Annotated in this window: 24 protein-coding genes and 1 riboswitch; of the genes, 23 read left to right on the forward strand and 1 reads right to left on the reverse strand. The window is 54.5% G+C overall.

What is annotated here, in order from left to right; all coding sequences use genetic code 11:
* Positions 1 to 3 precede the first annotated feature (3 nt).
* The 9 genes from BBD41_RS20560 (at position 4) to BBD41_RS20600 (ending at position 7,440) form a co-directional block, all read left to right on the forward strand.
* The gene (locus BBD41_RS20560) at positions 4 to 267 is read left to right on the forward strand and encodes an aspartyl-phosphate phosphatase Spo0E family protein (RefSeq protein WP_007127268.1); all 264 of its coding nucleotides are present in this window, start codon (positions 4 to 6) and stop codon (positions 265 to 267) included.
* Between the two features lie 207 nt (positions 268 to 474).
* Complete coding sequence (locus BBD41_RS20565) at positions 475 to 1,035, forward strand: cob(I)yrinic acid a,c-diamide adenosyltransferase (RefSeq protein WP_077567855.1); 561 nt, start codon at positions 475 to 477, stop codon at positions 1,033 to 1,035.
* 3 nt (positions 1,036 to 1,038) lie between these two features.
* Positions 1,039 to 2,052, forward strand: a complete 1,014-nt coding sequence (locus BBD41_RS20570; protein ID WP_077569081.1) for an RluA family pseudouridine synthase — start codon at positions 1,039 to 1,041, stop codon at positions 2,050 to 2,052.
* A gap of 33 nt (positions 2,053 to 2,085) precedes the next feature.
* Positions 2,086 to 2,448, forward strand: coding sequence for an arsenate reductase family protein (locus BBD41_RS20575; RefSeq protein ID WP_099478583.1), 363 nt, complete (start codon positions 2,086 to 2,088; stop codon positions 2,446 to 2,448).
* Positions 2,449 to 2,860: 412 nt separating this feature from the next.
* Positions 2,861 to 3,724 (forward strand): 5'-3' exonuclease, encoded by an 864-nt coding sequence (locus BBD41_RS20580; RefSeq protein WP_206098332.1) that lies wholly within the window; start codon positions 2,861 to 2,863, stop codon positions 3,722 to 3,724.
* A gap of 1 nt (position 3,725) precedes the next feature.
* Entirely contained in the window at positions 3,726 to 4,565 is an 840-nt protein-coding gene (modA, locus tag BBD41_RS20585) for a molybdate ABC transporter substrate-binding protein (protein WP_099478585.1), read from the forward strand.
* Complete coding sequence (gene modB, locus BBD41_RS20590) at positions 4,562 to 5,239, forward strand: molybdate ABC transporter permease subunit (protein WP_223260533.1); 678 nt, start codon at positions 4,562 to 4,564, stop codon at positions 5,237 to 5,239. Before modA ends, modB begins: the two co-directional genes overlap by 4 nt.
* 96 nt (positions 5,240 to 5,335) lie before the next feature.
* Positions 5,336 to 6,217: an ROK family protein gene (locus BBD41_RS20595; protein ID WP_099478586.1), complete on the forward strand. Its 882-nt coding sequence runs from the start codon at positions 5,336 to 5,338 to the stop codon at positions 6,215 to 6,217.
* Between the two features lie 209 nt (positions 6,218 to 6,426).
* Positions 6,427 to 7,440, forward strand: coding sequence for an HRDC domain-containing protein (locus BBD41_RS20600; RefSeq protein ID WP_077567851.1), 1,014 nt, complete (start codon positions 6,427 to 6,429; stop codon positions 7,438 to 7,440).
* A gap of 185 nt (positions 7,441 to 7,625) precedes the next feature.
* Here BBD41_RS20600 and corA read toward each other — a convergent pair whose 3' ends face one another.
* Positions 7,626 to 8,561 carry a magnesium/cobalt transporter CorA gene (gene corA / locus BBD41_RS20605; RefSeq protein WP_077567850.1) on the reverse strand — a complete coding sequence of 312 codons (936 nt, stop codon included), beginning with the start codon at positions 8,559 to 8,561 and terminating at the stop codon, positions 7,626 to 7,628.
* Between the two features lie 424 nt (positions 8,562 to 8,985).
* A riboswitch (SAM riboswitch) is annotated at positions 8,986 to 9,113 on the forward strand.
* Between the two features lie 133 nt (positions 9,114 to 9,246).
* On the opposite strand from corA, the gene metA reads away from it, so the two are divergent.
* The 14 genes from metA to BBD41_RS20675 all read left to right on the forward strand — a co-directional run bounded on the left by metA (position 9,247) and on the right by BBD41_RS20675 (position 26,146).
* The gene (gene metA, locus BBD41_RS20610) at positions 9,247 to 10,164 is read left to right on the forward strand and encodes a homoserine O-acetyltransferase MetA (protein ID WP_077567849.1); all 918 of its coding nucleotides are present in this window, start codon (positions 9,247 to 9,249) and stop codon (positions 10,162 to 10,164) included.
* A 23-nt stretch (positions 10,165 to 10,187) separates the two neighbouring features.
* Entirely contained in the window at positions 10,188 to 11,372 is a 1,185-nt protein-coding gene (locus BBD41_RS20615; RefSeq protein ID WP_077567848.1) for a PLP-dependent transferase, read from the forward strand.
* Positions 11,369 to 12,589: a trans-sulfuration enzyme family protein gene (locus BBD41_RS20620; protein ID WP_077567847.1), complete on the forward strand. Its 1,221-nt coding sequence runs from the start codon at positions 11,369 to 11,371 to the stop codon at positions 12,587 to 12,589. Before BBD41_RS20615 ends, BBD41_RS20620 begins: the two co-directional genes overlap by 4 nt.
* 198 nt (positions 12,590 to 12,787) lie before the next feature.
* Positions 12,788 to 13,921 carry a cyclic dehypoxanthinyl futalosine synthase gene (gene mqnC / locus BBD41_RS20625; protein WP_007127282.1) on the forward strand — a complete coding sequence of 378 codons (1,134 nt, stop codon included), beginning with the start codon at positions 12,788 to 12,790 and terminating at the stop codon, positions 13,919 to 13,921.
* 206 nt (positions 13,922 to 14,127) lie between these two features.
* Complete coding sequence (locus BBD41_RS20630) at positions 14,128 to 15,033, forward strand: putative sporulation protein YtxC (protein ID WP_077567846.1); 906 nt, start codon at positions 14,128 to 14,130, stop codon at positions 15,031 to 15,033.
* A 460-nt stretch (positions 15,034 to 15,493) separates the two neighbouring features.
* Positions 15,494 to 17,431, forward strand: a complete 1,938-nt coding sequence (gene thrS / locus BBD41_RS20635; protein WP_099478587.1) for a threonine--tRNA ligase — start codon at positions 15,494 to 15,496, stop codon at positions 17,429 to 17,431.
* Between the two features lie 139 nt (positions 17,432 to 17,570).
* Positions 17,571 to 18,335 (forward strand): 3D domain-containing protein, encoded by a 765-nt coding sequence (locus BBD41_RS20640; protein ID WP_077567844.1) that lies wholly within the window; start codon positions 17,571 to 17,573, stop codon positions 18,333 to 18,335.
* Positions 18,336 to 18,482: 147 nt separating this feature from the next.
* Positions 18,483 to 18,782: a hypothetical protein gene (locus tag BBD41_RS20645; protein WP_007127286.1), complete on the forward strand. Its 300-nt coding sequence runs from the start codon at positions 18,483 to 18,485 to the stop codon at positions 18,780 to 18,782.
* A gap of 305 nt (positions 18,783 to 19,087) precedes the next feature.
* Positions 19,088 to 20,266: a cell wall-active antibiotics response protein LiaF gene (gene liaF, locus BBD41_RS20650; protein WP_077567843.1), complete on the forward strand. Its 1,179-nt coding sequence runs from the start codon at positions 19,088 to 19,090 to the stop codon at positions 20,264 to 20,266.
* Between the two features lie 5 nt (positions 20,267 to 20,271).
* Positions 20,272 to 21,372: a sensor histidine kinase gene (locus BBD41_RS20655; RefSeq protein WP_077567842.1), complete on the forward strand. Its 1,101-nt coding sequence runs from the start codon at positions 20,272 to 20,274 to the stop codon at positions 21,370 to 21,372.
* Entirely contained in the window at positions 21,372 to 22,031 is a 660-nt protein-coding gene (locus tag BBD41_RS20660; protein WP_077567841.1) for a response regulator, read from the forward strand. The genes BBD41_RS20655 and BBD41_RS20660 overlap by 1 nt, the downstream gene beginning before the upstream one ends.
* A gap of 198 nt (positions 22,032 to 22,229) precedes the next feature.
* A complete protein-coding gene (locus BBD41_RS20665) occupies positions 22,230 to 23,879 on the forward strand; it encodes a S1C family serine protease (protein WP_099478588.1) in 1,650 nt (549 codons plus the stop codon).
* Positions 23,880 to 24,011: 132 nt separating this feature from the next.
* Positions 24,012 to 24,698, forward strand: coding sequence for a response regulator transcription factor (locus BBD41_RS20670; protein ID WP_077567839.1), 687 nt, complete (start codon positions 24,012 to 24,014; stop codon positions 24,696 to 24,698).
* Between the two features lie 2 nt (positions 24,699 to 24,700).
* Positions 24,701 to 26,146, forward strand: a complete 1,446-nt coding sequence (locus BBD41_RS20675) for a sensor histidine kinase (RefSeq protein WP_077567838.1) — start codon at positions 24,701 to 24,703, stop codon at positions 26,144 to 26,146.
* Positions 26,147 to 26,198 lie beyond the last annotated feature (52 nt).

Here is a 26,198-nt window from a genome sequence, read left to right on the forward strand (position 1 = left end):
CCAGTGTTTTGTGATTATGAATTGTCAAATTACCGTGGTGATTACACGGCTGAAGACAATGATCACGGTAAATGGTCAATGAAATCAGCGAAATCCACTCCTCAGGAAATCACCTTGGAAGACGAAATTCACATGCTTCGCCGGAAGATGGAGCAGATCTTTCTTGAAGAACAGTCCTTCACTTCGGAGATCGTGATCGAAATCAGCAGCCTGCTGGATTTGAAGATTAACGAGTATATGAAAGCCAACCCGAAAAAGAAATTATAAACGCGAGTATCCTGATACATGAAATATATAAAGATAAGGCTGTTCTGTGGGTGATCCAATTACCCGCCAGAGCAGCCTTATTCGCATCCGGGCATCGTTCGTAACTTGAAGACGATTGGGGAAATTGCTTCAGGTTGTGCTATAGTTGAGCATAATAAGATGAAATTCTGAAAGCTGCCGGAATCGGGATAAGGAGGAGACGTGCAAGTGAAGATATACACGAAAACAGGGGATGCCGGTGAGACTTCCATTATCGGCGGACGGGTTCCTAAGGATGACCCGCGGATCGAAGCGTACGGTACGATTGACGAATTAAACAGCTTCACAGGACAGGCCGTGTGCCTGGCGAAGGAGAGCGGGTTCGAGGAGCTGGCCCAGCAGCTTGTCCAGATTCAGCATGAGCTGTTTGATTGCGGCTCGGATCTCGCCTACGCAAGGCCGCGGGAGGATAAATACAAGGTAAGTGCCGGCCTCGTCGATCATTTGGAAGTGTGGATGGACGAGCTGGAGGAGAGCAATCCGCCGCTGGAACGCTTTATTCTGCCGGGAGGAAGCCCTCTGGCCGCTGCCCTCCATGTATGCCGGACCGTCTGCCGCCGGGCGGAACGGCTGACCGTCACGCTGCAGCGCGACATCGAGAGTAATCCGGAGGTACGCCGTTATCTGAACCGGCTGTCGGATTATTTCTTCGTGGCGGCGCGCGCGGCGAATGCCCGTGCGGGAATACCGGATGTGGAGTACGAGCGCAGCGGGAAGGTGTTTCGATAATTGATGGACTCGTATTATCCGCCGATCACCTATGTCATATCCGAGCATGAGGAGGGCATGCTGCTGAAGACGATCCTTCAACAGCGGATGGGGGTATCCCGGAAGCTGCTCTCCCGTCTTAAGCTCACCGATAAGGGGATCATGCTCAACGGCGAGCGCGTATATATCAGCGTCAAGGTTCAGGCTGGGGATGTCGTCGAAATCCGCATGGAGCAGGAGCGTTCGGACGATATATTGCCTCAGCCGATGGAACTGGATATCGTGTACGAGGACGAGTTTATCCTCGTACTGAACAAGCCGGCAGGGATCATTGTACATCCGACGCATGGGCACTATACGGATACCCTGGCCAACGGCGTGGTTCATTACTGGCAGCAAAAAGGCTGGAACTACCGGTTCCGGGCCGTTCACCGGCTGGACCAGGAGACATCCGGAGTGCTTGTGATCGCCAAGAACCCTTATGTTCATCAGCATATATCCGAGCAAATGATCGCCGGAACCGTGGATAAAAGATATGTCGCCTTCGTTCATGGGCAACCTGAGCCGGCCGAGGGCGATATTGACGGACCGATCGATCGGGACCCGCTCGAGCCTCACCGGCGGATCGTTACGCCGAGCGGCTACCCTTCATTGACCCGCTACAAAGTGGTTGCGGCATACCGCGGCGCTTCCTTGGTTGAATTGAAGCTGGAGACCGGCAGAACCCATCAAATTCGGGTGCATATGCTAAGCATCGGTTGCCCGCTGATCGGCGATCCGATGTACCGCCATCCGGTCTACAGCCAGATATCGGCGCCGGAAGGGGCCAAAGCCTCAGCTACGGACCCGTCGCTGCCATCGCTCAATGAGAAGGTGGCGAAGCTGGACAATACAATCGGAAGACAGGCGCTTCATGCCTCGAGCATTACGCTAGTGCATCCGATGGATGGACGGGCGGTAAAGTTCTCGGCACCGCTGCCGGACGACATGAATCGGCTGAAGGAGCGGCTTTGCGAAGCTGAAAGAGCAAGACCCTAGCATTTTTTACGACATAGAAGGAGCACATAACGTATGAATAAATTGAAGGTATACCAATATCCGAAATGCGGCACATGCCGCAATGCGGTGAAATGGCTTCAGAATGAAGGCTACGAGCTGGAGCTGCAAAATATTTTCGAAGAAGCGCCAACGAAGGAAGAAATGACGGAGCTGGTCGCAAAGAGCGGACTGGAGCTGAAGAAATTTTTTAATACGAGCGGCGAGGTTTACAAGGAGATGAACCTGAAGGATAAATTGCCGGGCCTTTCCGATGAGGAGAAGATCGAGCTGCTGTCCGGCAACGGCCGGTTGATCAAGCGCCCGATCGTGACGGACGGCAAGCGGGTAACGGTTGGTTTTAAGGCCGAGCAATATCAGGAGGCTTGGGGCAAGTAGGATGGCAGCCCTATCAAGTCAGCGGCGGGTGTAAGAACAATCCGGTCAACCCGGAAATCAATCGAGATCGTCTCGAAGCTGAACGTTGGTGCTGGAGCTGATGGAGCATCATGCCGCCAAACGGAAATCACCCTGCCCCCAGCCGGCCAGTCAGCGGATACAACGAGGAAGCATCTTAAGGTCATGAGACCGGGGATGCTTTCTTTTTTTGCGGGATTTTGAACCAGGCTGGTCTTCCTAGATCAAAGACTGAAAGGAATAGGCAGGAAATTCAAAGAAACGCCTTGATAGGAGCCCCAAGATCCGGGGCTGATATGGTATAATGGCAAGGAATCATAATGGTAACCAATGCATGACAGAAGCATATAGTTAGGAGCGATATTACGTGATACCCCATCAACAACCATCCTTAATGCTCGTAGACGGGATGGCTTTATTATTTCGAGCTTATTATGCTACCGCATCCAGCGGATACATTCGCCGTACGAAATCCGGTCTGCCTACGAATGCAGTCTACGGATTCCTGCGTTATTTATGGGATGCAATCGATAAATTCAATCCGACCCATGTGGCCTGCTGCTGGGATATGGGATCGAAAACGTTCCGTTCGGAGCAGTTTGCGATGTACAAGGGCAACCGTCCGGATGCGCCGGATGACTTGATCCCTCAGTTTTCCCTCGTACGTGAAGTGACCGAATGCCTCGGCATGCCGAATTTGGGAGTCGAAGGCTACGAAGCCGATGATTGCATCGGAACGTTGTCCCGGAGGTTCGGCGGTGACATGAAGGTGATGATCTTGTCGGGGGACCATGATCTGCTGCAGCTTGTCAATGAGTCCACCTCCGTCATTATTATGAAAAAAGGCCACGGCAATTATATGGTATATACTCCGGAAACGTTATATGCAGAGAAAGGCCTCCTGCCGAAGCAGGTCATCGATGTGAAGGGGCTTATGGGCGACACCAGCGACAACTATCCGGGCGTGCGCGGGATCGGCGAGAAGACGGCGGTCAAGCTGATTCAGGAGTATGAATCGGTGGAAGGGATTCTTGAAAATCTGGATTCCCTGACGAAGGGAGTTCGAAGCAAGATCGAAGCCGACCTGGACATGCTTCATCTGTCCCGCCAGCTTGCCGAGATCCACTGCGAGGTTCCGATGGAATGCGAGCTGGATTTATGCCGCTTGGCGGTCGATCCTGAACGTGCCTTGCAGAAGCTCGAAGAGCTTGAGATGAAGAGCCTCAGCCATCTGATCGGCGCTGCGGTGGTTTCCTGACATGGCCGGCTGCGGAACCTTCCCGAAACGGGGGATGATGATCCTTGCGCTGTTAGCGATGCTGCTTCTTGTATCAGCCTGCGCTTCCGATCGTCCTTCGGGGAATGACGTTCAAGGCAAGGCCTCCAGCGGGGAAGAACCGGTGGAGCTCCTGGTATCGGCAGCCGCAAGCCTTAAGGACAGCATGGAGGAAGCAGGGAGGCTGTTCGAGGAGCAGCATCCCCATATCCGGATCCGGTACAATTTCGGCGGCTCCGGTTCCCTGGGCCAGCAGCTGGAGCAAGGAGCCCCCGTCGATTTATTCGTGTCCGCCGCAGTGGAGCCCATGGATCGCCTAGTCGATAAGGGAATGGTAAAAGCCGGCTCGGTTCAGCTGATGTTCCGGAACAGTCTTGTGCTGATCGAGCCTGGACCGGAGCCCTCCATTAAACAGCTGGACGAGCTTCTGAGGCCGGATGTCCGGATTGTGGCGGTCGGCCAGCCGGATACCGTTCCGGCCGGCGAGTATGCGGCCGAAGCGCTTCAGCATGAAGGGCTGTGGAACGAGGTGGAGTCCAAAGCCGTGTACGGCAAGGATGTGTCGCAAGTGCTGGCTTATGTGGAGTCCGGTAACGCGGATGCGGGATTCGTCTACAAAACGGATGTTACCCATTCGTCGAAAGCCGTACTGTCCCTGGAAATCGACCCGGGGCTGCATCAGCCGATCGAGTACCCCGCCGCTGTGCCGGTACAGGCCAAGCATCCGGAGGAGGCAAGCGAGCTGCTGGCTTTTATGAAATCACCGGAAGTGAAGGCGATATTTAAGAACGCAGGCTTTGACGTGGTGGAGGAATCGCCGTGACGGAAGCCGAGATGTTCTGGATGCCGGTATGGCTGTCGATAAAAACATCACTGCTCTCCAGCATGATTACGTTTATACTGGGTACTGCGGCAGCGCGTTGGATGTCGAGGCGCCGCTTTGCCGGCAAGACCGCGGTCGAAACGCTGCTTATGCTTCCGCTCGTCCTGCCGCCGACGGTTGTCGGCTTTCTTCTGCTTGTTATATTGGGCAGGAATAGCTGGGTAGGGACGGCAGCGGAATGGCTGTTCGCAAGGCCCGTTGTATTCAGCTGGGGGGCCGCCGTCATCGCGGCGATCGTGGTTTCGTTCCCCCTTGTTTATCAAAGCATGCGCGTCGGGTTCGAATCGGTGGATGACGAGCTTGAGGATTCGGCCCGCTCGGCCGGAGCCGGCGAATGGCAGGTGTTCCGCTGGATTACGCTGCCGCTCGTGCGGCGGGCCGCGGTTTCGGCCTATATTCTGGCGTTTGCCAGGGGACTGGGCGAATTCGGCGCGACATGGATGGTTGCAGGGAACATTCCCGGGGTGACACAGACGCTGCCCACAGCGATCTATGTTGCTGTAAGCAACGGTGACAGCCGGCTCGCCTGGGCCTGGACCGGCATGATCGTCCTCTTTTCCTGGCTGCTGCTTGCAGCTTCGGGAACGGGGCGAGGTCCGCGCAAGCGCGATTAGGCTTGACGGAAGAAGAATGTTTCCATATGCTGACGAATAGAGCTTGTTTAACAACAACCCAAGAGAAAGAGAGCACACGTGGAGAGGATGAATAGCATGAGTTTACTTGGAGCTATTGAGGCAGGAGGAACAAAGTTCGTTTGCGGCGTTGGAACCGCGGACGGAACGGTCGTGGAACGGGTAAGCTTCCCGACTACCACCCCTGAGGAGACGATGGCGAACGTCTTCAGCTTTTTTGCGGACAAGGATATTGAAGCGATCGGCGTAGGTTCGTTCGGGCCGATCGATCCGGTGAAGGGCAGCCCTACATATGGCTGCATAACGACGACGCCTAAGCCGCATTGGAGCAACTATAATATCGTTAAAGCGCTGGAGGAGCGGTTCGAAGTTCCGATCGGCTTTGACACGGACGTTAACGGAGCCGCGCTTGGCGAATATACCTGGGGGGCAGCCCAAGGCTTGGACAGCTGCCTGTACATTACGATCGGCACGGGTGTCGGAGCAGGCGCTGTTGTATCCGGCGAGCTGATCCACGGCTTGTCCCATCCGGAGATGGGTCACATCTATGTCCGCCGCCATCCGGAGGATCGATATGAAGGCACATGCCCATACCATGCAGACTGTCTCGAAGGGCTTGCTGCAGGACCGTCGCTCGGCAAACGCTGGGGAGTTCCGGGGGCGGAACTGACACCGGACCATCCGGCTTGGGAAATGGAAGCGTACTATCTGGCTCAAGCGCTGATGAACTATGTGCTGATTCTCTCTCCGCAGCGGATCGTTATGGGCGGCGGCGTCATGAAGCAGGAGCAGCTGTTTCCGATGATCCGTACCAAGCTTCAAGAGCTGCTGGCCGGCTACGTGCACCATCCAAGCCTGCGCGAGAACATCGATCAGTTTATCGTGCCGCCGCAGCTGGGCGATAACGCGGGACTGTGCGGCGCGCTGGCGCTTGCCAAGCTCGCTCTTGCCGAGAAGTAACCATAAGCCGGAGGATATTCTGACTGTAAACGGATAGATCTTTATAAAACCTGTTGGCTCCCGTTACAAAATATGGTACTATATAGCCAACAGTATAACATAGTGAAACGGGAAGCACCCTTAACGACGCTGCGGCGGAGTTGGGGTGCTTTTTTGCGTTGCATGAGGTTGTACTGAAAGAATGTGATAACGGGAGGTAGACAGGAGTTATGCAAATCGTGTTCATGAATCAGATGAGCAAAACGGACGAGCAGGGGCACTCGAGCTTCGCGCAGGTATGGATCGGAGAGGAGGAGGGCGTCTGGAGCCTAGGCTGGCGGGACATCGACCCCGAGGGCGAGGCCGCCGATGACGACTGGTATGAAGGAGGCTCGTGGAATGAGCTCCTCTGCGTATACCGCCACCACTTGGCCAGGAAGCTGGCGGAGGGGTATCGTCCGATCATCGAAGGGATTTTTAACGAGTCCGGGGAGATCGGCGGCAGGAATCTCCATGTGCAGAAGCTTCAATGCTACAGCGAGCTGTACGGCTCGGAGGAGCTGTATACCGAGCTGTGCGCCTGGCGGCGCCGGAAGGCGGCTTCCGGGCGGAAGGCTCCGTACTTTATCGCCAGCAACCGGGTGCTGCGGCTGATCAGCGCGTTCGTGCCCCAGACCGAGGAAGAGCTGCTGCAGCTGCCCGGAATCGGGCCTGCCAAAGCTTCCGAGCACGGGGCGGAGTGGCTTGAGATCACGGCGAAGGTGGAACGCGCGACAACCTTCCCGCTGGATTGGGTTTATGACCGGCTCCCGGAGGATGTGTTCGTCTCCTGGTTGTACAAGCAGAAGGAGGAGAAATACAAGCAGGAGCTGGAGCGGTACCGGATCCGCCGCTCGATGCTGCTTGGCATAGCTGAAGGAGCGACGCTGGAGCAGCTGGAAGAGCGTACGTCGCTGTCCCGCCGCGATCTGATCGAGCAGCTGGAGGGGCTTGAGAAGGAAGGCTACGACACCGAACAGCTGGTGCAAGCCGAGCTGGGCACCGTGCCGGACGCGGAGCAGGCAGCGGTATGGAAGGCTTTCGAGGAGCTTGGCGACACGTTTCTCAAGCCGGTTCTTCAGCGCGTATACGGTCAGGAGAAGGGGGGAGAGGAGGTTGGCGGAACGGAGAAGCTGTATGAGCGGCTGCGTCTGATCCGGATCCGCTTCCGCCGAGAGGAATCCCGGCAAGCGAGTGCCGGGTAAGGCTAGGTATACTGCAGAATCGCGCTGTCCCATGAGTAGAGCATCTACTGTGGGGCAGTTTTTTATGAACGATAGCTGCGCACGAAGCATCTCTTCGCATAGAAAAAGAGGAGCCCCGCAAGATCGAATGATCTCAAGGGACGCCTCCTCTTTAATAACATGCTGCTATACCTATGCTCTGTAATTTAAATCCAGTCCTTTTTCCGGAACAGATAAAACATCAGCAGGCCGGCAAATACCATGACGCCGATCACAACGTAATACGAATATTCCCAATGCAGTTCCGGCATATTGTCGAAGTTCATCCCGTAGATGCCTGTGATCAGCGTCAGCGGGATGAAGATGGTCGTAATGGCGGTAAAAACACGCATGATTTCGTTGGCACGATTCGCAATGCTAGACTGATACGCTTCCCGCAGGTTGCCCATCAAATCGCGGTAGGTTTCGAACGTTTCCGAAATTTTCACGGCATTCTCATAAATATCGCTGAAATATTTCTGCAGCTGGTCGTCGATCAGCCGAAGATCCTTTTTGTTAAGCGTATTGATAACTTCCTTCTGCGGTCCCAGCACCTTCTTCAGCCACAGGATCTCGCTTCGCAGGCCGATAATTTCGCTGAGATGCGTCTTCTTGGTATGAATAAGAATGTCTTCCTCTAGCTTCTCAATCCGGGCTTCGATCCGGTCGCCGACCGAAAAGTAATTGTCCGTAACCAAGTCGATCAGCAGGTAGAGGAACCGGTCGGGCGTGCTGACCTCGTCTTCCCATAGCAGGGGCTTGACGGTACGCAGCTCGTGAATTTTCTGTTTCGTCACGGTGATAATGAAATGTCTGCCCAGGAAAATATTCAGGGCACGGAGGAAAATTTCCTCATCATCAAAACGAATGCTGTTTACAACGATAAAATAATGGTTTTCATATATTTCGATCTTCGGACGCTGCTCCTCTTCGCTCAGGCAGTCCTCCACCGCAAGATCATGCAGGGAGAAGAGCGGCTGCAGCTCGGCTAAATCATCGACATCCGCATCCAGCCAGTAAAAGCCGCTGGCCGGTGGCGTCAGCGTCATCTGGATATCATCAACAGGGGTAAATACACCCGCATCAACCAACCGGATTTTCATTCTGATATCACTCCTTCTTCATTCGAACATTCAAGGCACAGGATATCAGCTTAGCCGGTGTACGGGCTTTGTTGGTCTTCTCCAAGTGAGAACTATGACAAAAGCGCATGAAAAATAACGCTGCCCTCTGCCGGTAAGCTGATCCTGGTCCTATGCGGTTGTGCATCCTTCGCTTCCACGTTCTGGCTCGGGTCACCGTCCATTTTCATGTTTCACCTCTTTCGTCATGGGGCTAAATAGCACTTGTCTAGTATAACGCCGGGTTTAGGAGCTTTCAAGCCGTAATCGGGCCAAACGGAAGGCGTTAATACAGGGTATTGAGAAAGGGATGTAATGTGACGGCTCGCTTGAAAAGATGCTTGACGAAAATATACGGATGATATAAAGTAAGTATCAATATAACAACACAACTAAATACAGCGAAATCTTATCAAGAGCAGGTGGAGGGACTAGCCCTATGAAACCCGGCAACCGGCGGCAATATCGCACGGTGCTAATTCTTGCAGGTTGTACGACAATCCATGATGGAACGTATAGCCTGGCAGATGAGAGAGGAGCATTGTAGTAATGTATACGACGACCTTTCTCGACCGAGAAAGGTCTTCTTGCGTTTATACAGTCGAAGCGCTCTTACTCAAGCTGCAGCGGATGTACCACTACATATTTTTGAAGGAGTGAGCTAAAGGTGCCTATTAAGATCCCTGATGCCCTGCCGGCCAAAGAAGTGCTGGCGGGAGAGAACATTTTTGTTATGGATGAAAGTCATGCCTTTCACCAGGATATCCGCCCGCTGCGGATTGCGATTCTGAATCTTATGCCGACGAAGGAAACGACGGAGACCCAGCTGCTCCGGCTGATCGGGAACTCGCCGCTCCAGGTTGATGTTGTCCTGCTGCACCCAAGCTCCCATGTATCGAAGAACACGTCGGCTGAGCATTTAAAGTCGTTCTACAAAACGTTCGAGCAAGTGAAGAATCGCCGCTTTGACGGCATGATTATCACCGGTGCTCCGGTGGAGCAGCTCGAATTCGAAGAGGTCAATTATTGGGAGGAGCTCACCGAAATTTTCGAATGGAGCAAGACGCATGTGACCTCGACCATGCATATTTGCTGGGCATCCCAGGCCGGCTTGTACTACCATTACGGCGTGCCGAAATACAGCTTGGAAGAGAAGTGCTTCGGCGTGTTTTCCCATACGGTCAGCGAGCCCTGTACCAAGCTGCTTCGCGGCTTCGACGACATGTTCTTCGTTCCGCATTCCCGCCACACCGAGGTCCGGCGCGAGGACATTGCGGGCATCGATGACCTGGTCATTCTGTCGGAGTCCGAGGAGGCAGGCATCTACCTGGTAGCAAGCAGGGACGGCAAGCAAATATTCGCCACCGGTCACTCGGAATATGATCCGGATTCCCTGAAATGGGAATATGACCGGGATATCGCGAAGGGATTGGATATTGCGCTGCCGCGCAATTATTATCCGAATGATGATCCGACCCGCAATCCTCCTTCGATCTGGCGGGCCCATGCTAACTTATTGTTTACGAATTGGCTCAATTACTATGTATATCAAGAAACTCCATATGATATCGGTCCACAAATATAGAAGCCGCCAAGGAGGAAGTTGTAATGGAGAGAAAACCGCTGAATATCGAGAGCCGGCTGGCGCAAATCGGATCGGTGAATGAGCCGGTGACCGGAGCCGTGACGTTCCCGATCTATCAGGCCACCGCATACCGTCATCCGAAGCTTGGGCAAAGCACGGGCTTTGATTATATCCGCACGAAAAATCCGACCCGGCAAGTGCTGGAGGAATCGATCGCCGAACTGGAGTCCGGCGACGCGGGCTTTGCCTGCAGCTCGGGCATGGCGGCCTTGCAGACGATATTTGCCATGTTCAGCCAAGGCGATCACCTGATCGTATCGCTGGATCTCTATGGCGGAACCTATCGGCTGCTGGACCGAATCATGTCCAAGTTCGGCGTGAGCGCAACGTATGTCGACACGAATGACCTGGACGCGCTGGAGCAATCCCGCAAGCCGAATACGAGGGCGGTGTTTATCGAGACGCCGACCAACCCGCTGATGATGATCACGGATATTGAAGCGGTCTGTACATGGGCCAGACATCATGGTCTGATCACGATTGTGGACAACACGCTGCTGACGCCCTACTTCCAGCGTCCGATCGAGCTTGGAGCGGATATCGTCATACATAGCGCCACCAAGTATTTGGGCGGCCATAATGACGTGCTGGCCGGGCTTATCGTTACGAAAGGCAGGGAGCTGTCCGAAGAAATCGCCTTTTTGCACAATTCCATCGGCGCGGTGCTAAGCCCATCCGATTCCTATCAGCTGATGAGGGGCATGAAGACGCTGGCGCTCCGCATGGACCGGCACCAAAGCAACGCGACTGCAGTCGCCCGCTTTCTGACAACCCATCCGGCGATCGCGGAGGTGTTCTACCCTGCGCTGCCTGAGCACCCGGGCTATGAGATTCAGAACCGGCAGTCCAGCGGAAATACCGGCATCTTCTCCTTCAAAGTGAAAGATGCCCGTTACGTAGAGCCCGTACTGCGACATATCAAGCTGATAGCCTTCGCCGAAAGCCTCGGCGGCGTCGAATCGCTCATGACCTATCCGGCGGTGCAGACGCATGCGGATATTCCGGTGGAGATTCGCGAGGCCGTCGGGGTAGATGACCGGCTGCTGCGTTTCTCGGTCGGCATCGAGCATGCGGATGATCTGATCGCTGATTTGGATGCGGCCTTGAACGCGGCCGTGGCCGAAGTGGAAGGAGGCGTACGGGGATGAGCATCGACAAAGCTGCGCGCATTGGCGAGAAGGGGCGGACGCATTCCGGACCGAAAGGACGGGATGCGGACCCGCTCCGCTTCGAGACAAAGCTGCTTCATTTCGGCGGGGAGATCGACCGGGCGACCGGGGCATCCAGTGTGCCGATCTATCAGGCATCGACCTTTCACCACGAGGATATCTACCAGCCTCCGCTTCATGATTACAGCCGATCCGGCAACCCGACCCGCCAAGCGCTCGAGGATTATATCGCATTGCTTGAAGGCGGTGTTCGGGGGTTCGCGTACGCTTCCGGCATGGCCGCGATATCCAGCTCGTTCATGCTGCTGTCGGCAGGCGATCATATGATCGTTACGGAGGACGTGTATGGAGGAACCTATCGGCTGTTAACCAGCATCCTGAACCGGATGGGCATTGAAAGCACCTTCGTGGACATGACCGATCTTGAACAGGTGAAGGCGGCCCTTAAGCCGAACACGAAGGCGGTCTATATGGAGACGCCGTCCAATCCGACGCTGAACATTACGGATATCGGAGCAGTGACCGATTGGGCGAAGGAGCATGATCTGCTTACGCTTCTTGATAATACCTTTATGACCCCGTACTATCAGCGGCCGATCGAATTCGGCGTTGACATCGTCATTCACAGCGCCACCAAATTTCTGGGGGGACACAGCGACGTTCTCGCAGGCCTCGCGGTTGCCAGAACGGAAGAGCTGGCCGGGCGGCTGAAGCAGCTCCAGAACGGGCTTGGCACGGTGCTTGGCGTTCAGGATTCATGGCTGCTCATGCGGGGGATGAAGACGCTAGGCGCGCGGATGGCTCATTCCGAAGAGAGTGCAGCCAAGCTGGCGGCATGGCTGCAAGGAAGAAGCGATATCGAGCGCGTCTACTATCCGGGTCTCTTGAATCATCCGGGGCGCGAGATTCACGAGAAGCAATCGAGCGGCTATGGGGCGGTCATCTCGTTTGACGTCGGTTCCGGGGAGCGGGCGAAGCAGGTGCTGAACCAAGTGAAGCTGCCGCTGGTGGCGGTCAGCCTGGGAGCGGTGGAGAGCATTCTGTCCTATCCGGCCATGATGTCCCATGCGGCGATGGGCGAGCAGGTTCGTCACGAACGGGGCATTACGGACGGGCTGCTGCGTTTCTCCGTCGGACTTGAGGATGTGGATGATCTAATTGCCGACCTGGATCAGGCACTTGCCGGCAGCCGCTAAGGAGCGCGCGACCGGTGGGACTTTCCGTAAAAAGGGACAGTGCGGAACGGCTGTTCACAATATTTCCATATTTTTATCCGGCATCCCGCCCGCAGCGGGATGTCGTTTTTGTTGCCGGATTGTGGTAGGATGAAAGGACGAAGTTTTTTGATTGTTTTGTTGAGTAGTCATTTTTTCGGATAAGGGAGGCTGCAAGAAATGAGTGCGGTAAACCGTATTTTGGATAAAGCTTTACGCGGTGAAAGACTAAACCTCGAGGATACTGTTACGCTGTTTGAAAGCGATGAGGTGGAGAAAATAGGGCATGCGGCGAATGTGATGACCAAGCGTCTGCACCCAGACCCGATCACGACATTTGTCATCGGCCGGAACATCAACTATACGAACGTCTGCGACGTATACTGCCGCTTTTGTGCTTTTTACCGGAGACCGGGCTCGTCTGAAGGATACGTGCTGCCGGACGAGACGATCTTTCAGAAGATTCAGGAGACCGAGGACGTTAACGGAACCGAGATCCTGATGCAGGGGGGGACCAATCCGGATCTGCCATTCAGCTATTACACGGATCTTCTGCGCAACATCAAGAAGCGGTTCCCGAATATTACGATGCACTCCTTCTCGCCTGCGGAGATCATGAAGATGGTCGAGGTGTCGGGCTTGTCGCTGGAGGAGGTCGTACGCGAGCTCCGCGATGCCGGACTGGACTCGCTTCCCGGCGGCGGCGCCGAAATTCTGGATGACCGGATCCGGAAGAAGGTCAGCCGCTTGAAGGGCTCCTGGCGCCAATGGATGGATGTCATGCAGACGGCTCACCGGCTCGGCATGAACACGACGGCCACGATGGTCATCGGTCTCGGCGAGACGATGGAAGAGCGGGCGCTGCATTTGCTGCGCGTGCGGGATGCGCAGGATGAGTGCATTCAGAACGGCTGGAATTCCAAGGGCTTCCTTGCTTTTATTCCATTTACCTTCCAGCCTGACAACACGAACCTGAAGCGTGAGCGGGAGACGCCGGAGGCTTACTTGAAGACCGTTGCGATCGGCCGCCTCGCCATCGATAATGTGCCGAACCTGCAGTCCTCCTGGGTAACGATGGGACCGGAGATCGGCAAGCTGTCGCTTAGCTACGGCTGCAACGATTTCGGCAGCACGATGATGGAGGAGAACGTGGTTTCCTCTGCAGGTGCCGTGTACAAGGTTAACATCGAGTCGATTCTGAAGCTGATCCGCGAGACCGGCAATATTCCGGCCCAGCGGAACACCCGCTACGAAATCCTCCGCGTGTTTGAGGACAACAGCAGCGTAGAGCGCGATTTCGTCATGCAGAACTAATACCAATACTTAGATAGCGTACACGCTGCGAAAGCGGATCGGGGAACGGCCTCGGTCCGCTTTTTTGCATGCCGTTAATCGCCCAGGCCACTATTCATTCCGGCGCTTAAATATTCCTTGGACTTGCTTGTTTTTCCAAGCAGGTGTTCCGTATATCCCCGTGCGGGTCCCCATATACTGAAAAGGGATTCGAAAGGAGTGATTCCATGGAACTGTTCAGCATTTCTGTCAGTGCACGGACCGAAGACGAGAAAAGAGCGTTTCACCGTATATTGTCAGACAAGCAGAAGGAGTTACATAAACAATGCAAGCAGCTGAAATTCACGTTCAGCGCTTCCGATGACCGCGTCATTTGGACTTGCTCCGGCAAGCTTCCGCTGTCATCCTGGACAGTCTCTGCCGAAACCCTTCGGCGTCAAGTCTCCGAAGCCGTCACGGCTTATATTCTCGAGGAGAAGGAGCAGGAGATTGCTGCACGGTTAATGTTCTCGGAATTCGAGTTTGACGATGAGGAAGAGGCCGATCGGATTCTGCAATGGTTTCTTATGCTGTTGACCAAGGAAGAAGGTCCTTCGGGCGACTTCTGGCGGAGCCGCAGGCGAAAGCTGTCCGATGGCATTTATCAATGCCTGCTCGAGAGCCCGGAGCTGAATTTGGACGGGTTCATGATCTTCCGGCTTCAGGGATATGAAGAGGAGCTCCGCGAGATGGCAGAGTATGCCGTTGATGAATTTATGCTGGATCAGCAGTACGAGGAATTTGTGAGCCTGCTGAAATATTTTGTTTATTTTCAAGAGCCTAAAATGCCGCTGGTCCATGTTATTCATAAGGGGGACGAGGATTTTCTCCTGCTGGACGGCAATTTAAGGCCGCTTGAGCGCCCCCGGGAGGAGGGGCTTGTGATGGAGCGGCTGGATCAGGAGATGGAGATCGAGGATATGGTCGTCAGCACGCTGATTTCCGTATCTCCTGCCCGGATGATCATTCATACAAGGCAGCCGGAACTTCCGGTTATCGTGACCCTTGCCCATATCTTTGATAATCGCGCCGAGGTATGCTGCAGCTGTCCGGAATGCAGTGCGCTTCTCGGGAGCGGCCGGATGATGACTTGACGTTTTACGCGGGACAGGATTATAATTACTGATAAATTCACGTAAAAAGCTCTGACAAAGACATGAATCAATTCGGACCAGACCGCTTTCAGAGAGAGGAAACATCGGCTGAGATTTCCTCCGGGATGCCATTGATTTACCCCTTTGTAGCTGTGCTGTCGAACATCCCTCCCAGGCTTAGTAGGCATCGCCGGATCATGACCGTTACCTCATGCTGATGAAGGATCCTCCGAGTCTAACGTATTGCATGCGGCTGGAGCGATCGAATTAGGGTGGAACCACGGGTATAACACTCGTCCCTTTGCGGGACGGGTGTTTTTTGTATTTATCAGGCCCGATAGGCAGCCTTCACTTAAGCCTGCCATATAAGGGATGAAAGCTGGAATGCACGGGATGGACCTGTCCTAAACAGAATTGTCAATGAACGTGAACAATCATCATTTTGGAGGAGGAATGCAAGGTGGCTATCAGTATCAAATTACCTGACGGCTCCGTCCGCGAGTATGAAGCGGGAAGCAGCATTGAGGATGTTGCCGCTTCGATCAGCAGCGGGCTGAAGAAAAATGCCGTCGCAGGCAAACAGAACGGGATTTTGGTGGATTTATCGACACCGCTTGAGGACGGAGCATTGATTGAAATCGTTACCCAAGATTCCGCCGAAGGACTGGAGGTTATCCGCCACAGCACCGCACACCTGCTGGCCCAGGCTACGAAGCGCCTGTTTGGCGCGAAGGAAGTCAAGCTTGGCGTGGGGCCTGTGATCGAGGACGGCTTCTACTACGATATGGATCTTGAGGAGCCGCTGAATCCGGAGGACCTGCAGAAGATTGAGAAGGAAATGGAGCGCATCACCCAGGAGAACCTTCCGATCGTTCGCAAGGAGGTCAGCCGTGCGGAAGCGCTGAGAATCTTCGGTGAGCTGGGCGACCCGTACAAGCTCGAGCTGATCAATGCTCTGCCGGAGGACAGCGTAATCACCATTTACGAGCAGGGCGAGTTCTTCGATCTTTGCCGCGGGCCGCACGTTCCGTCTACCGGCAAGATCAAGGTGTTCAAGCTGATGAGCGTTGCAGGTGCTTACTGGCGCGGAGACAGCAAGAATAAAATGCTGCAGCGCGTGTACGGAACGGCTTTCGTGAAGAAAGCGCAGCTCGATGAGCATCTGCATCTGCTGGAGGAAGCCAAGAAGCGCGATCATCGCAAGCTGGGCAAGGAGCTGGAGATGTTTACCTTCTCCCAGCTTGTCGGACAGGGACTGCCGATTTGGCTTCCGAACGGAGCCAAGCTCCGCCGGACGCTGGAGCGTTACATCGTCGACATGGAGGAGCGTCTTGGATATCAGCATGTCTACACGCCGGTCCTCGGTAACGTGGAGCTGTACAAAACGTCCGGGCACTGGGACCACTATCAGGAGGATATGTTCCCGACAATGGCTATGGACAACGAGGAGCTCGTGCTTCGTCCGATGAACTGTCCGCACCATATGATGGTATACAAGAGCGGAATGCACAGCTATCGGGATTTGCCGATCCGCGTGGCGGAGCTGGGCATGATGCACCGGTACGAAATGTCGGGAGCGCTGACCGGCCTTCACCGCGTACGGGCCATGACGCTGAACGATTCCCACATCTTCTGCCGTCCGGACCAGATCAAGGACGAATTCGCACGCGTCATTCAGCTGATCATGACGGTATACAAGGACTTCGGCATCAGGGACTACCGCTTCCGCCTGTCCTACCGGGATCCGCAGGATACGGAAAAATACTATCAGGACGACGAAATGTGGGAAATGTCCCAGCGCATGCTGCGCGAGGTTGTCGAGGGCCTGGATATGCCGTTCTACGAAGCGGAAGGCGAAGCCGCCTTCTACGGTCCGAAGCTTGATGTCCAGATCAAGACGGCGCTTGGCAAGGAAGAGACGCTGTCCACGGTACAGCTGGACTTCCTGCTTCCGGAGCGCTTCGAGCTGGAATACGTAGGCGACGACGGCCAGAAGCATCGACCTGTCGTGATCCATCGCGGCATTATCAGCACCATGGAGCGCTTCACCGCTTTCCTGCTGGAGAATTTCGCGGGTGCGCTGCCGCTGTGGCTGTCCCCGGTACAGGTGAAGGTCATTCCGGTATCCGGCGCGTTCGAGGACTATGCGAAGGAAGTGGCCGAGAAGCTGCAGCAGGCCGGCATTTCCGTCGAAGCGGACCTCCGCAACGAGAAGCTCGGCTACAAAATCCGCGAAGCGCAGCTGGAGAAAATCCCTTACATGTTCATTGTGGGCGAAAACGAGAAAAATGCGGGTGCCGTTTCCGTCCGCAAGCGGGGCGAAGGGGACATCGGCGCCCAGCCGCTCGGCGAAATCATCTCGAAGCTTCGTGAAGAGATCGACACGCGCCTCGTCTAATTTCGGGGCTGAATCGTTGGAGCCGCTTGCGCAGCTGAAGGCTGCAATCCATTAAATGGTAAACCGTCAGATCCCTCTGTCATGATGTATATTTCATTCGGGATGTGGGAACCCTCGCTATTAAGGGGGAGGTACTCACATGATCAAATGGAAAACATGGCAGAGGGTTCTTTGCGGTTCCGTTCTGTCAGCTATGCTATTCAGTACATGGACATCTTCGGCTAAAGCCTACAATACCATTTTAAGTGAATCATACAGCAGGATCGATAGCAGTCCTATTTACGAAGGTTCAAGGAAAGGGGAAGTCCGGGGCTCGGAGTACGTAGATCTGTCCGTGTTTTATGCCATGCGTGCCGCCGGCTTATCCGATTTGAGCCGGTATATTACCCTGCCCGAACTGCCCGAAACGGCGCCGAAGAAAACCGGGCCTGCGAAGAGACGGGCATCCTCCATGCCGGTGCTTGCACCGCCGGAGGATCAGGTGCTTCATACGGTAAAAGTGACGGCGACCGGCTATACGGCAGGCTATGAATCCACCGGCAAGAAACCGGGCCACCCGCAGTACGGAATAACCTATTCCGGCGTTAAGGTCAAGCGGGACAAAAATACGCTGTCCACGATCGCGGCAGACCCTGATGTTTTTCCGCTCGGAAGCATCCTGTACATTCCTGGCTACGGTTATGGCATCGTTGCGGATATCGGATCGGCGATCAAAGGCCGGAAGATCGACCTGTATTTTGCCACCACCAAGCAGGTGTTCCAGGAGTGGGGGAAGAAGGACGTCGAGGTTCAGGTCATTAAGCAGGGCAGCGGCAAATGCACGGAGCAAATGCTGAGAACGTTCGGCAATGCGATCGAAACGTACCGGTTTCTGCCGTCCTCGGTGCTCGAGGAAGCGATCTAAAGAGCATTCCGAAACATCGATTTGAGCCGGGAGTTCACCTCGCGGAAATTCAGAATAAGGTCACCCTGTTCATCACATACTACATTTCGGGGGGCAAGAACCCCTGAAGAGGATGAAGGTATCGATAAGAACAGGGAGGTGAACATTGTGCCTAAAAAGAACAAAGTGCAAGAGAACTACCAAACTCCGAACGAAAAGTTCAACGCCGAGTTCGCTGAAGATACCAGCGGAATCAAGAGCAACCCGAAGGGGAACGCTAAAGTTCAGGAGAATTTCCAAACACCGAACGAAAAGTTCAACGCTGAGTTCGCTGAAGATACCAGCGGAATCAAGAGCAACCCTAAAGGTAACGCCAAAGTTCAAGAGAACTACAAAAAACCGAACGAGAAGTTTGACGCCGAGTTTGGTGAGCTGAACCAGCCAGGCGACCACCCGACGAACCGCTAACCATTTTTGATGGTTGATCGTTCGAGTTTCAAATAAAAGACCTTCGCCTAGGCGAGGGTCTTTTTTGTAGATTTTTGTAGATTTAAGAAAATAAGATGTGCTGCCTAAATATCCGGAAGAACGGCTCTAAACGCGTTCGGTTTTCATTGAAAGCACGCCGATGGCTTTTAGCGTGGCGGGCCCAGAAATATCCAGCTCCTCGGTCTCGAGACCGAGAACAGTTTCCTCCCGCCGCCGCTAACCGATTCCCCTCATCATGTAGTACACTGTAGGTAAGCTACAAATAGAACTACGAAAGCAAGGGGATGACCATGAGTAGAAAAGGGTGGAGCAAGCTCAGCAGCGGTTTGCTGCTCATCGGGATCGGTGTATTGTTTCTTCTCAATCAGCTGGATCTTGTAGATGTGGATCTCGGATATATTTTCTCAACCTTCTGGCCGGTGTTCATTATTTGGTTCGGACTGCAGAGTTTGATTTATGCGCGCGGAGGAGGGCTATGGGGCGCCGTCGTTCCGCTGATTATCGGCTTCTATTTCCTGGGCCGGAATTTGGGTGTCGTCGACTTTACCTTCGGTGATCTGGTTAAATACGCCATTCCGATTATGCTGATCGGCTTCGGTCTGCAGGTGATATTTACTCCGAAGCATCAGGCGCCGCCGCCACCGTCCCCGCCTAAGCCTGACGACTTCACCTCCGCACGGGGAGAGGGCTTTCATGAAATTCCGGAGCCGCCGGAGGCCCAGCCGCTGGATTCTTCTCTGGATGAGGAGTTCGAGCGCAGATTCGGCAAGCAGGACAGCATGGACAAGACCGACAAGACCGGCATGAACGGTATAGGCGGTATGAACGGCGGTGCAGAACGGAGAGCTGGACACAGCGAATCGGTGAAGGGGTATCGCTGGCAGGGCAAGCATCATGCCGACCGACGCGATGAAGACCGTGGCGGCGAACGGGACGATCGCAGAAAATACCGGGATTATATCGGTATGGACGGCCGGGATTCCCGGTACGGGGATGCCTATGGTCCAAACGAGCACGAGCACAACCATAGCCATTACGGCCATGCCGATCATTATGGACACCATCACGGCTATGCCGGTCATGATACGGTGAACAAGTCCTCTTTCATCGGGGATGTGCATATGGGCAAGGATTATTTTCAGCTCAAGCCGACGAATATTTCCCAGTTTATCGGCGACACGGTGCTTGATTTAACCAAAGCCCAAATCCCTTACGGGGAAACCAAAATCAATATCTCGGCATTCATCGGCGATGTGAAGGTATTCGTTCCGAATGACTCGGATGTCGGGATCCATGTATCAACCAGCTCGTTCATCGGCGATATGAAGGTTCTGGAGGAGAAGCGGAGCGGCTTTATGGGAAGCGCCGGTCTGGAAAGCCCGTATTACAGGGAAGCGGGCAAGAAAATTCGAATCAATGTCAGCGTATTTATCGGTGACGTTAAAGTGAACAAGGTAGGGTAACGCCCATGGGATTTTTAAAAAACACAAAATGGATCATCATGGTCAATTTCCTTCTGATTGGAGCCGGCGTCGCTGTATTCCTGTATGCAGCGGACCAAACCGGCTATATACATATTATAGATAACCGGCTGTGGTTCGTTTACGCAGTCGGTGTCATTCTGTTTTCGGGCATCGCGGGGTATATCGCAGGCCAGCGCATCCAGCGGCCGCTGGATCTTCTTCACTTAAATATGCTCCAGGCAGCGAAGGGCAACTTGACGGTGCGGCTGCCTGTCATTGAGGACGGTTCGTTTTCCAGAGTGTATGATGAATTTAACGGCATGATCGAAGCGCTGGAGAAGAAGGTGAAGCTGCTGCAGCGGCTGGGCGAACAGGAAGTGATGGAGAAGGAAATCGCGGCGGAAGCCGCCGTTCTGGAAGAGCGGCGCCGGATGGCCCGGGATCTGCATGATACGGTAAGCCAGCAGCTCTTCGCCATCCACATGTCGGCCTCCTCGCTGCCGGCCGTGCTGAAACGGAACCCCGAGCATGGGGATCAGGTGCTCGGCCAGCTTATCGAGATGTCACACATTGCACAGAAGCAGATGCGGGCATTGATCGCACAGCTGCGCCCGGTTGAACTGGAGGGCCGAACGCTTGAGGAAGCGCTTGAGAAATGGTTCCCGGATTACTGCCGCCAAAATGGTTTGAAGGGCATGAAGGACGTTGAACTGTACGGCGGCGTTTCCGAGGCGATCGAGCATCAGCTGTTCTTGATCATACAGGAGGCGGTTGCCAACATCGTCAAGCACGCGGGTGCGGGGCTTGTCAGCATGTCGCTGCGGGAAGACCAGAAGCGGGTCGTGCTCAGCATCAGCGATGACGGCATCGGATTCGACGAGATTGCCGGAAGACAGGGCTCCTACGGACTCTCAACCATGCGGGAGAGGGCGGAGAAGCTTGGCGGGCAGGTCGAGATTATCAGCAAGAAGGGAGCAGGTACGACCGTTAGAGTCAACATTCCTCTGTTTGACGACGAGAACGGGCAGGAAGATAGCGGCGAGGATCAGGCGGAACGGGAAGTACCGGCAGGCGCCGGCACATTGGAAAGGGGAGCGGGAGAATAATGAGTGGGGTAATTCGAGTATTGCTGGCTGATGATCATGATATGGTGCGGATGGGGTTAAAAACCTATTTGTCGCTTGATCCCGGCTTTGAGGTGATCGGCGAAGCGGCGAACGGGCAAGAGGTTATTGACATGCTGCGCAGCGCGGATGAGAGCTCCAGACCGGATCTGGTGTTGATGGATTTAATGATGCCGATCATGAACGGAGCGGAGACGACGCGGGCGGTGATGGCGGAGTTTCCCGAGCAGAAGATCGTCATCTTGACCAGCTTCCTTGAAGATGATCTGGTCGTGGAATGCATTGAGGCAGGCGCGGTCAGCTATGTGCTGAAGACGGTATCCGCCGACGAGCTGATCTATGCCCTTCAGGGGGCGTTCCGGGGTATGCCGGTCATGACGAAGGACGTTTCGGAAGCGTTGACCCGGGGAATCCGGCGGCATATGGTGAACGAAGACGAGTCCGGACTGACCGAGCGGGAGCGGGAAGTCCTGCTGCTGATCGCCGAAGGCAAGAGTAACAAGGAGATCGGGGAGGAGCTGCATATCAGCATCAAAACCGTCAAAACCCATGTCAGCAACCTGCTGATGAAGTGTGAGCTGGAGGACCGGACCCAGCTAGCCATCTATGCCCACCGGAAGGGCTGGGTCAAATCGTCGTAAGCTAAGGGAAGCTGTAAGAACAAGGAAAGCGAACAGGAGCGAAGAGTCTGGAGTGATTTCGTCGTACGGATAATGGTAAGGTTTTTATCTGCCTTTTAATTGTTTTTAAGGTACTATTAAGGTTTATAGTACACAATAAAGACAGTTAATCAATGAAACCGCTTGGAAGCAGGCGATTCAAATAGGAGGTAAACACCCATGGACGATCCAAGAAAGCGATATGGCTATCCAGATGATGAGCGAGCGAACAACGAACCCGGCAATGAGCCGAACAGACAAGAGGAACCAGCCTCGGGCAGCTCTTCCTACTACTATTCGTACGGACCCTTTCAGTCCCTATCCAATGAGAGGGACAGCGAGCAAACCGAAGACAACCCGTATAGGAGACGGGAATCCCAAGAGGTTGAGGTTACGGCACCGCAGCCCGTAAAACCGATTCCGTCTTCCGGCTACGTCCAATCGCAATCGGCCGGACAACAGGGCGGCAGCGGGGGACCGTCGGACGCCGTGACAAGGAATACGCATTGGAACTACAGCTCCAAGCCGAAAACGTCAGTCAAAACGGTGCTGCTGTCCTTTCTCGCAGGCGTTATCGTCATCTCGAGCTTGATGTTTGCCGCAGACCGGACGAATCTGTTCACGCCTGACGCCGCCTTCTCATCCGAACAGCCGTCTCAGGAAACGGCGGCGCCTGTCGATAGTAGCGGTAACGGCAACGACAGCGGCGCGACAACGGCATCCGCGATGATTCCAACCAACCAAGGGGACGTTTCGGCTGTCGTGGATGAAGCCGGCCCTGCCGTTGTCCTGATCGAAACGCTGGTCAACAGCCGCAGCGGGCAAAGCTCCAATCCGAGTCTGAACGATCCGTTCTGGTATTTCTTCGGCGGGGGCCCGTCCAGTCAGCAGGAAGACAGCGGCAATAGCGGCAACAACGGTAACGGCGGCAATCAGCAGCTCGTGCCTTCGGGTCTCGGCTCCGGCTTTATATTCGATAAGTCCGGTTACATTCTGACGAACGAGCACGTTATTCATGGCGCCGACGTCATTCAAGTTACGGTCCAAGGCACCAAGAAGCCGTATGAAGCCAAGCTGCTCGGCTCCAGCTACGAGCTCGACCTGGCCGTGCTGAAGATTGAAGGGGATAACTTCCCGTCGGTTAAGCTGGGCGACTCCGATTCCGTGAAAGTCGGTGAATGGCTGGTGGCGATCGGCAACCCGGGAGGGTTCGATCATACCGTAACCGCCGGCGTGTTAAGCTCCAAAGAGCGCGAAATCGAAATTCCAGGAACGAATGGAGAAGAGGACCGCTCCTATAAGCACCTGCTGCAGACGGACGCCTCGATCAACCCGGGGAACTCGGGCGGACCGCTCTTGAACCTGAAGGGTGAAGTGATCGGGATGAACGTGGCCGTCAGCGCAGAAGCGCAGGGCATCGGCTTTGCGATTCCGTCCAGCACGATTAAGGAAGTGCTGGATTACCTGAAGAACAACCAGGAAGTTCCGAAAGAGCCGGAACCGTTTATCGGAGCGGAGCTGGCAACCGTTACGCCGCAAATTGCACAGCAGCTTGGATCAAGCGTAACGGAAGGCTCTTACGTCAATCGTGTCGTTTTCCGCTCGCCGGCGTATGAAGCCGACCTTCGCCAATATGACATCATCATTGGCGTGGATGGTCAGAAATACCCGACGCATACCGATTTGATCGAACTCATTCAATCGAAGAAGGTCGGCGATAAAATTACGCTTAACGTCGACCGCAACGGCAAGAAAATCGACCTGCCGCTGACGATTGGGGATAGAAACGAGTTTGAGGCTTCCCTCCAGCAGCAGCAACGGCAGCCGTAAGCATTGACATAGAAGCGCTACAAGCGGAAGGGTCGATTCCCTTCCGCTTGTCTTGTGCTTGGACCGGCCGATATAATGGGATTGTAAACGACGTAACAATTGAGATGCTAGCAGATAGAGGAGATGTCGCCGATGCGGTCCCGAATTTTAATCGTGGATGATGATGAGAAAATTATTTCGATGCTTCGAAGAGGATTGGCCTTCGAGGGTTATGATGTGCTGACGGCCTCGAACGGGGCCGAAGGCTTGAAACTGATTCTGAGCGAAGATCCGGATGTGGTCGTGCTGGATGTCATGATGCCCCAAGTCGATGGATTTGAAGCGCTGAGAAGGCTTCGTGAAGGGGGCAGCACGGTGCCGGTGCTGATGCTGACCGCGAAAGACGAGGTAGAGAACCGCGTCAAGGGGCTCGATACCGGCGCGGATGATTATTTGGTCAAGCCGTTTGCGCTGGAGGAGCTGCTCGCACGCGTGCGCGCGCTCTTGCGGCGTAAAACTGGGGAGGATTCATCCTCTCAACGCCTGACTTTCGAGGATCTTGTTATGGACACCGATGCCAGGGAAGTCATCCGGGCGGGACAGCGGCTGGAACTGACCGCGAAGGAGTTCGAGCTGCTCCATCTGTTTATGCAGAACCCGAAGCGGGTGCTGTCCCGCGATTTGATCATGGATAAAATATGGGGCTACGATTACAGCGGGGAATCCAACGTGCTGGAGGTCTACATCGCCATGCTCCGGCAGAAGACTGAGGAACATGGAGGGAAGCGGCTGATCCAGACGATCCGCGGAGCTGGCTACATTCTAAGAGGTGACAACTAAAGATGTCCATTCGTTTAAGGCTGACCGCTTGGTATACCGGAATTCTGTTTGTGACGCTGCTGATATTCAGCTCAGCGGTGTACGGCTTTGTACATCTGTACACGTACGATGAGCTGAAACAAAGGATTGTCAAGCAATCAGGCGAGATGGAGCTCGGAACCAACGGCTTCGAAGTGTTTCCTAGCCGTGATACGGCCGACCGGCTCGAAGCTGCTGATTTATTTATGCAGACATCGACTACGGAACGGCTGACATGGCGATCGGATAATATGATTTTTAGCGAGGTCCAGTTTGATATTCCTCCCGCTGACAATATTAAAAAGTACGACAACAAGTTTACACGCATGAATATCAATGGAAACTCTTTTCTTGTATACCAAAAAGCATTGTTTAAAAATCCAAGTCACGCCATCTTGTGGCTTCAAATTGGTGCTAATACAAGATTAATCGACCAAACGCTGGACCGGCTTCAGTCGATCCTGATCATGGGATCGGCTGCAACGCTGGTGATTGCTTCCACCTTCGGTCTGTTCTTGGCGCGTAAATCGATGAACCCGATCGGCAAAGTGACCGAGGCCGCGGAACATATCCAGAAGGGGACGGACCTTAGCGTCCGGATTGAGTACGACGGTCCGCAGGACGAAATCGGACAGTTGATCGGCACCTTTAATGCGATGCTGGAGCGAACCGAGGGATTCTATAAGGAGCTGGAGGATGCCTATGCCGCCCAGCGGCGTTTCGTTTCCGACGCTTCCCATGAGCTCCGGACCCCGCTGACCACGATTCGCGGCAATGTCGACCTGCTGCAGAAGATGTGGACGGCGGAGCAAGGCGAACGAATGGATATGGACGATGAAATGATCAAGCAAATTTCCATCGAGGCGGTCGGTGACATCTCGGACGAGGCCAAACGGATGAGCCGGCTCGTGAACGACATGCTGTCCCTTGCCCGCGCAGATACCGGTCAGACCTTCGAGCTGTCGCCGATTCCTTTGCAGCCGCTCGTTGAGGAGGTTGCGCGGCGGGCGCAGTTTCTGGAGAAGACGGCGGAGTGGCATGTTGGCCGGCTGTCGGTTTTGAACGGGGTTTACGTTGAGGGAAACAAAGATTATCTGCAGCAGATGCTGTTCATATTTATCGAAAATGCATTCAAGTATACGCCGGAAGGCGAGGTCAGCCTGGACGCCGTTCTGTATAAGGGGCAGGTCGGCCTGAGAATTTCGGATACCGGAATCGGCATGGACAAGGACGAGGTGCCTTTTATCTTCGAACGTTTCTACCGCGCGGACCAGTCCCGAGGCGTAACCGCCGGAACGGGCCTTGGGCTCTCGATTGCCAAGTGGATCATCGATGAACACAAGGGCTCGGTCGAGGTCGTTACCCGCAGAGGGGAAGGCAGTACGTTTATTGTATGGCTGCCGGTCGTCTTTGCTCCTCCCCTGGAATAGGGTATAATGGTTTATGAACCTAAGGAATACAACGCGAAAGCAGGTGAGGATC

The sequence above is a fragment of the Paenibacillus ihbetae genome, assembly GCF_002741055.1.
Lineage (GTDB): Bacteria > Bacillota > Bacilli > Paenibacillales > Paenibacillaceae > Paenibacillus_AQ > Paenibacillus_AQ ihbetae.

Coding starts and splice junctions, on each gene's coding strand:
- BBD41_RS20670 (WP_077567839.1), top strand. CDS start 24,012: ATGCGGTCCCGAATTTTAATCGTGGATGATGATGAGAAAATTATTTCG.
- BBD41_RS20630 (WP_077567846.1), top strand. CDS start 14,128: ATGGAACTGTTCAGCATTTCTGTCAGTGCACGGACCGAAGACGAGAAA.
- corA (WP_077567850.1), bottom strand. CDS start 8,561: ATGAAAATCCGGTTGGTTGATGCGGGTGTATTTACCCCTGTTGATGAT.
- BBD41_RS20580 (WP_206098332.1), top strand. CDS start 2,861: ATGCTCGTAGACGGGATGGCTTTATTATTTCGAGCTTATTATGCTACC.
- BBD41_RS20655 (WP_077567842.1), top strand. CDS start 20,272: ATGGGATTTTTAAAAAACACAAAATGGATCATCATGGTCAATTTCCTT.
- BBD41_RS20615 (WP_077567848.1), top strand. CDS start 10,188: ATGGAGAGAAAACCGCTGAATATCGAGAGCCGGCTGGCGCAAATCGGA.
- BBD41_RS20640 (WP_077567844.1), top strand. CDS start 17,571: ATGATCAAATGGAAAACATGGCAGAGGGTTCTTTGCGGTTCCGTTCTG.
- modA (WP_099478585.1), top strand. CDS start 3,726: ATGGCCGGCTGCGGAACCTTCCCGAAACGGGGGATGATGATCCTTGCG.
- BBD41_RS20600 (WP_077567851.1), top strand. CDS start 6,427: ATGCAAATCGTGTTCATGAATCAGATGAGCAAAACGGACGAGCAGGGG.
- BBD41_RS20570 (WP_077569081.1), top strand. CDS start 1,039: ATGGACTCGTATTATCCGCCGATCACCTATGTCATATCCGAGCATGAG.
- BBD41_RS20665 (WP_099478588.1), top strand. CDS start 22,230: ATGGACGATCCAAGAAAGCGATATGGCTATCCAGATGATGAGCGAGCG.
- mqnC (WP_007127282.1), top strand. CDS start 12,788: ATGAGTGCGGTAAACCGTATTTTGGATAAAGCTTTACGCGGTGAAAGA.
- liaF (WP_077567843.1), top strand. CDS start 19,088: ATGACCATGAGTAGAAAAGGGTGGAGCAAGCTCAGCAGCGGTTTGCTG.
- BBD41_RS20595 (WP_099478586.1), top strand. CDS start 5,336: ATGAGTTTACTTGGAGCTATTGAGGCAGGAGGAACAAAGTTCGTTTGC.
- BBD41_RS20620 (WP_077567847.1), top strand. CDS start 11,369: ATGAGCATCGACAAAGCTGCGCGCATTGGCGAGAAGGGGCGGACGCAT.
- BBD41_RS20575 (WP_099478583.1), top strand. CDS start 2,086: ATGAATAAATTGAAGGTATACCAATATCCGAAATGCGGCACATGCCGC.
- BBD41_RS20675 (WP_077567838.1), top strand. CDS start 24,701: ATGTCCATTCGTTTAAGGCTGACCGCTTGGTATACCGGAATTCTGTTT.
- BBD41_RS20660 (WP_077567841.1), top strand. CDS start 21,372: ATGAGTGGGGTAATTCGAGTATTGCTGGCTGATGATCATGATATGGTG.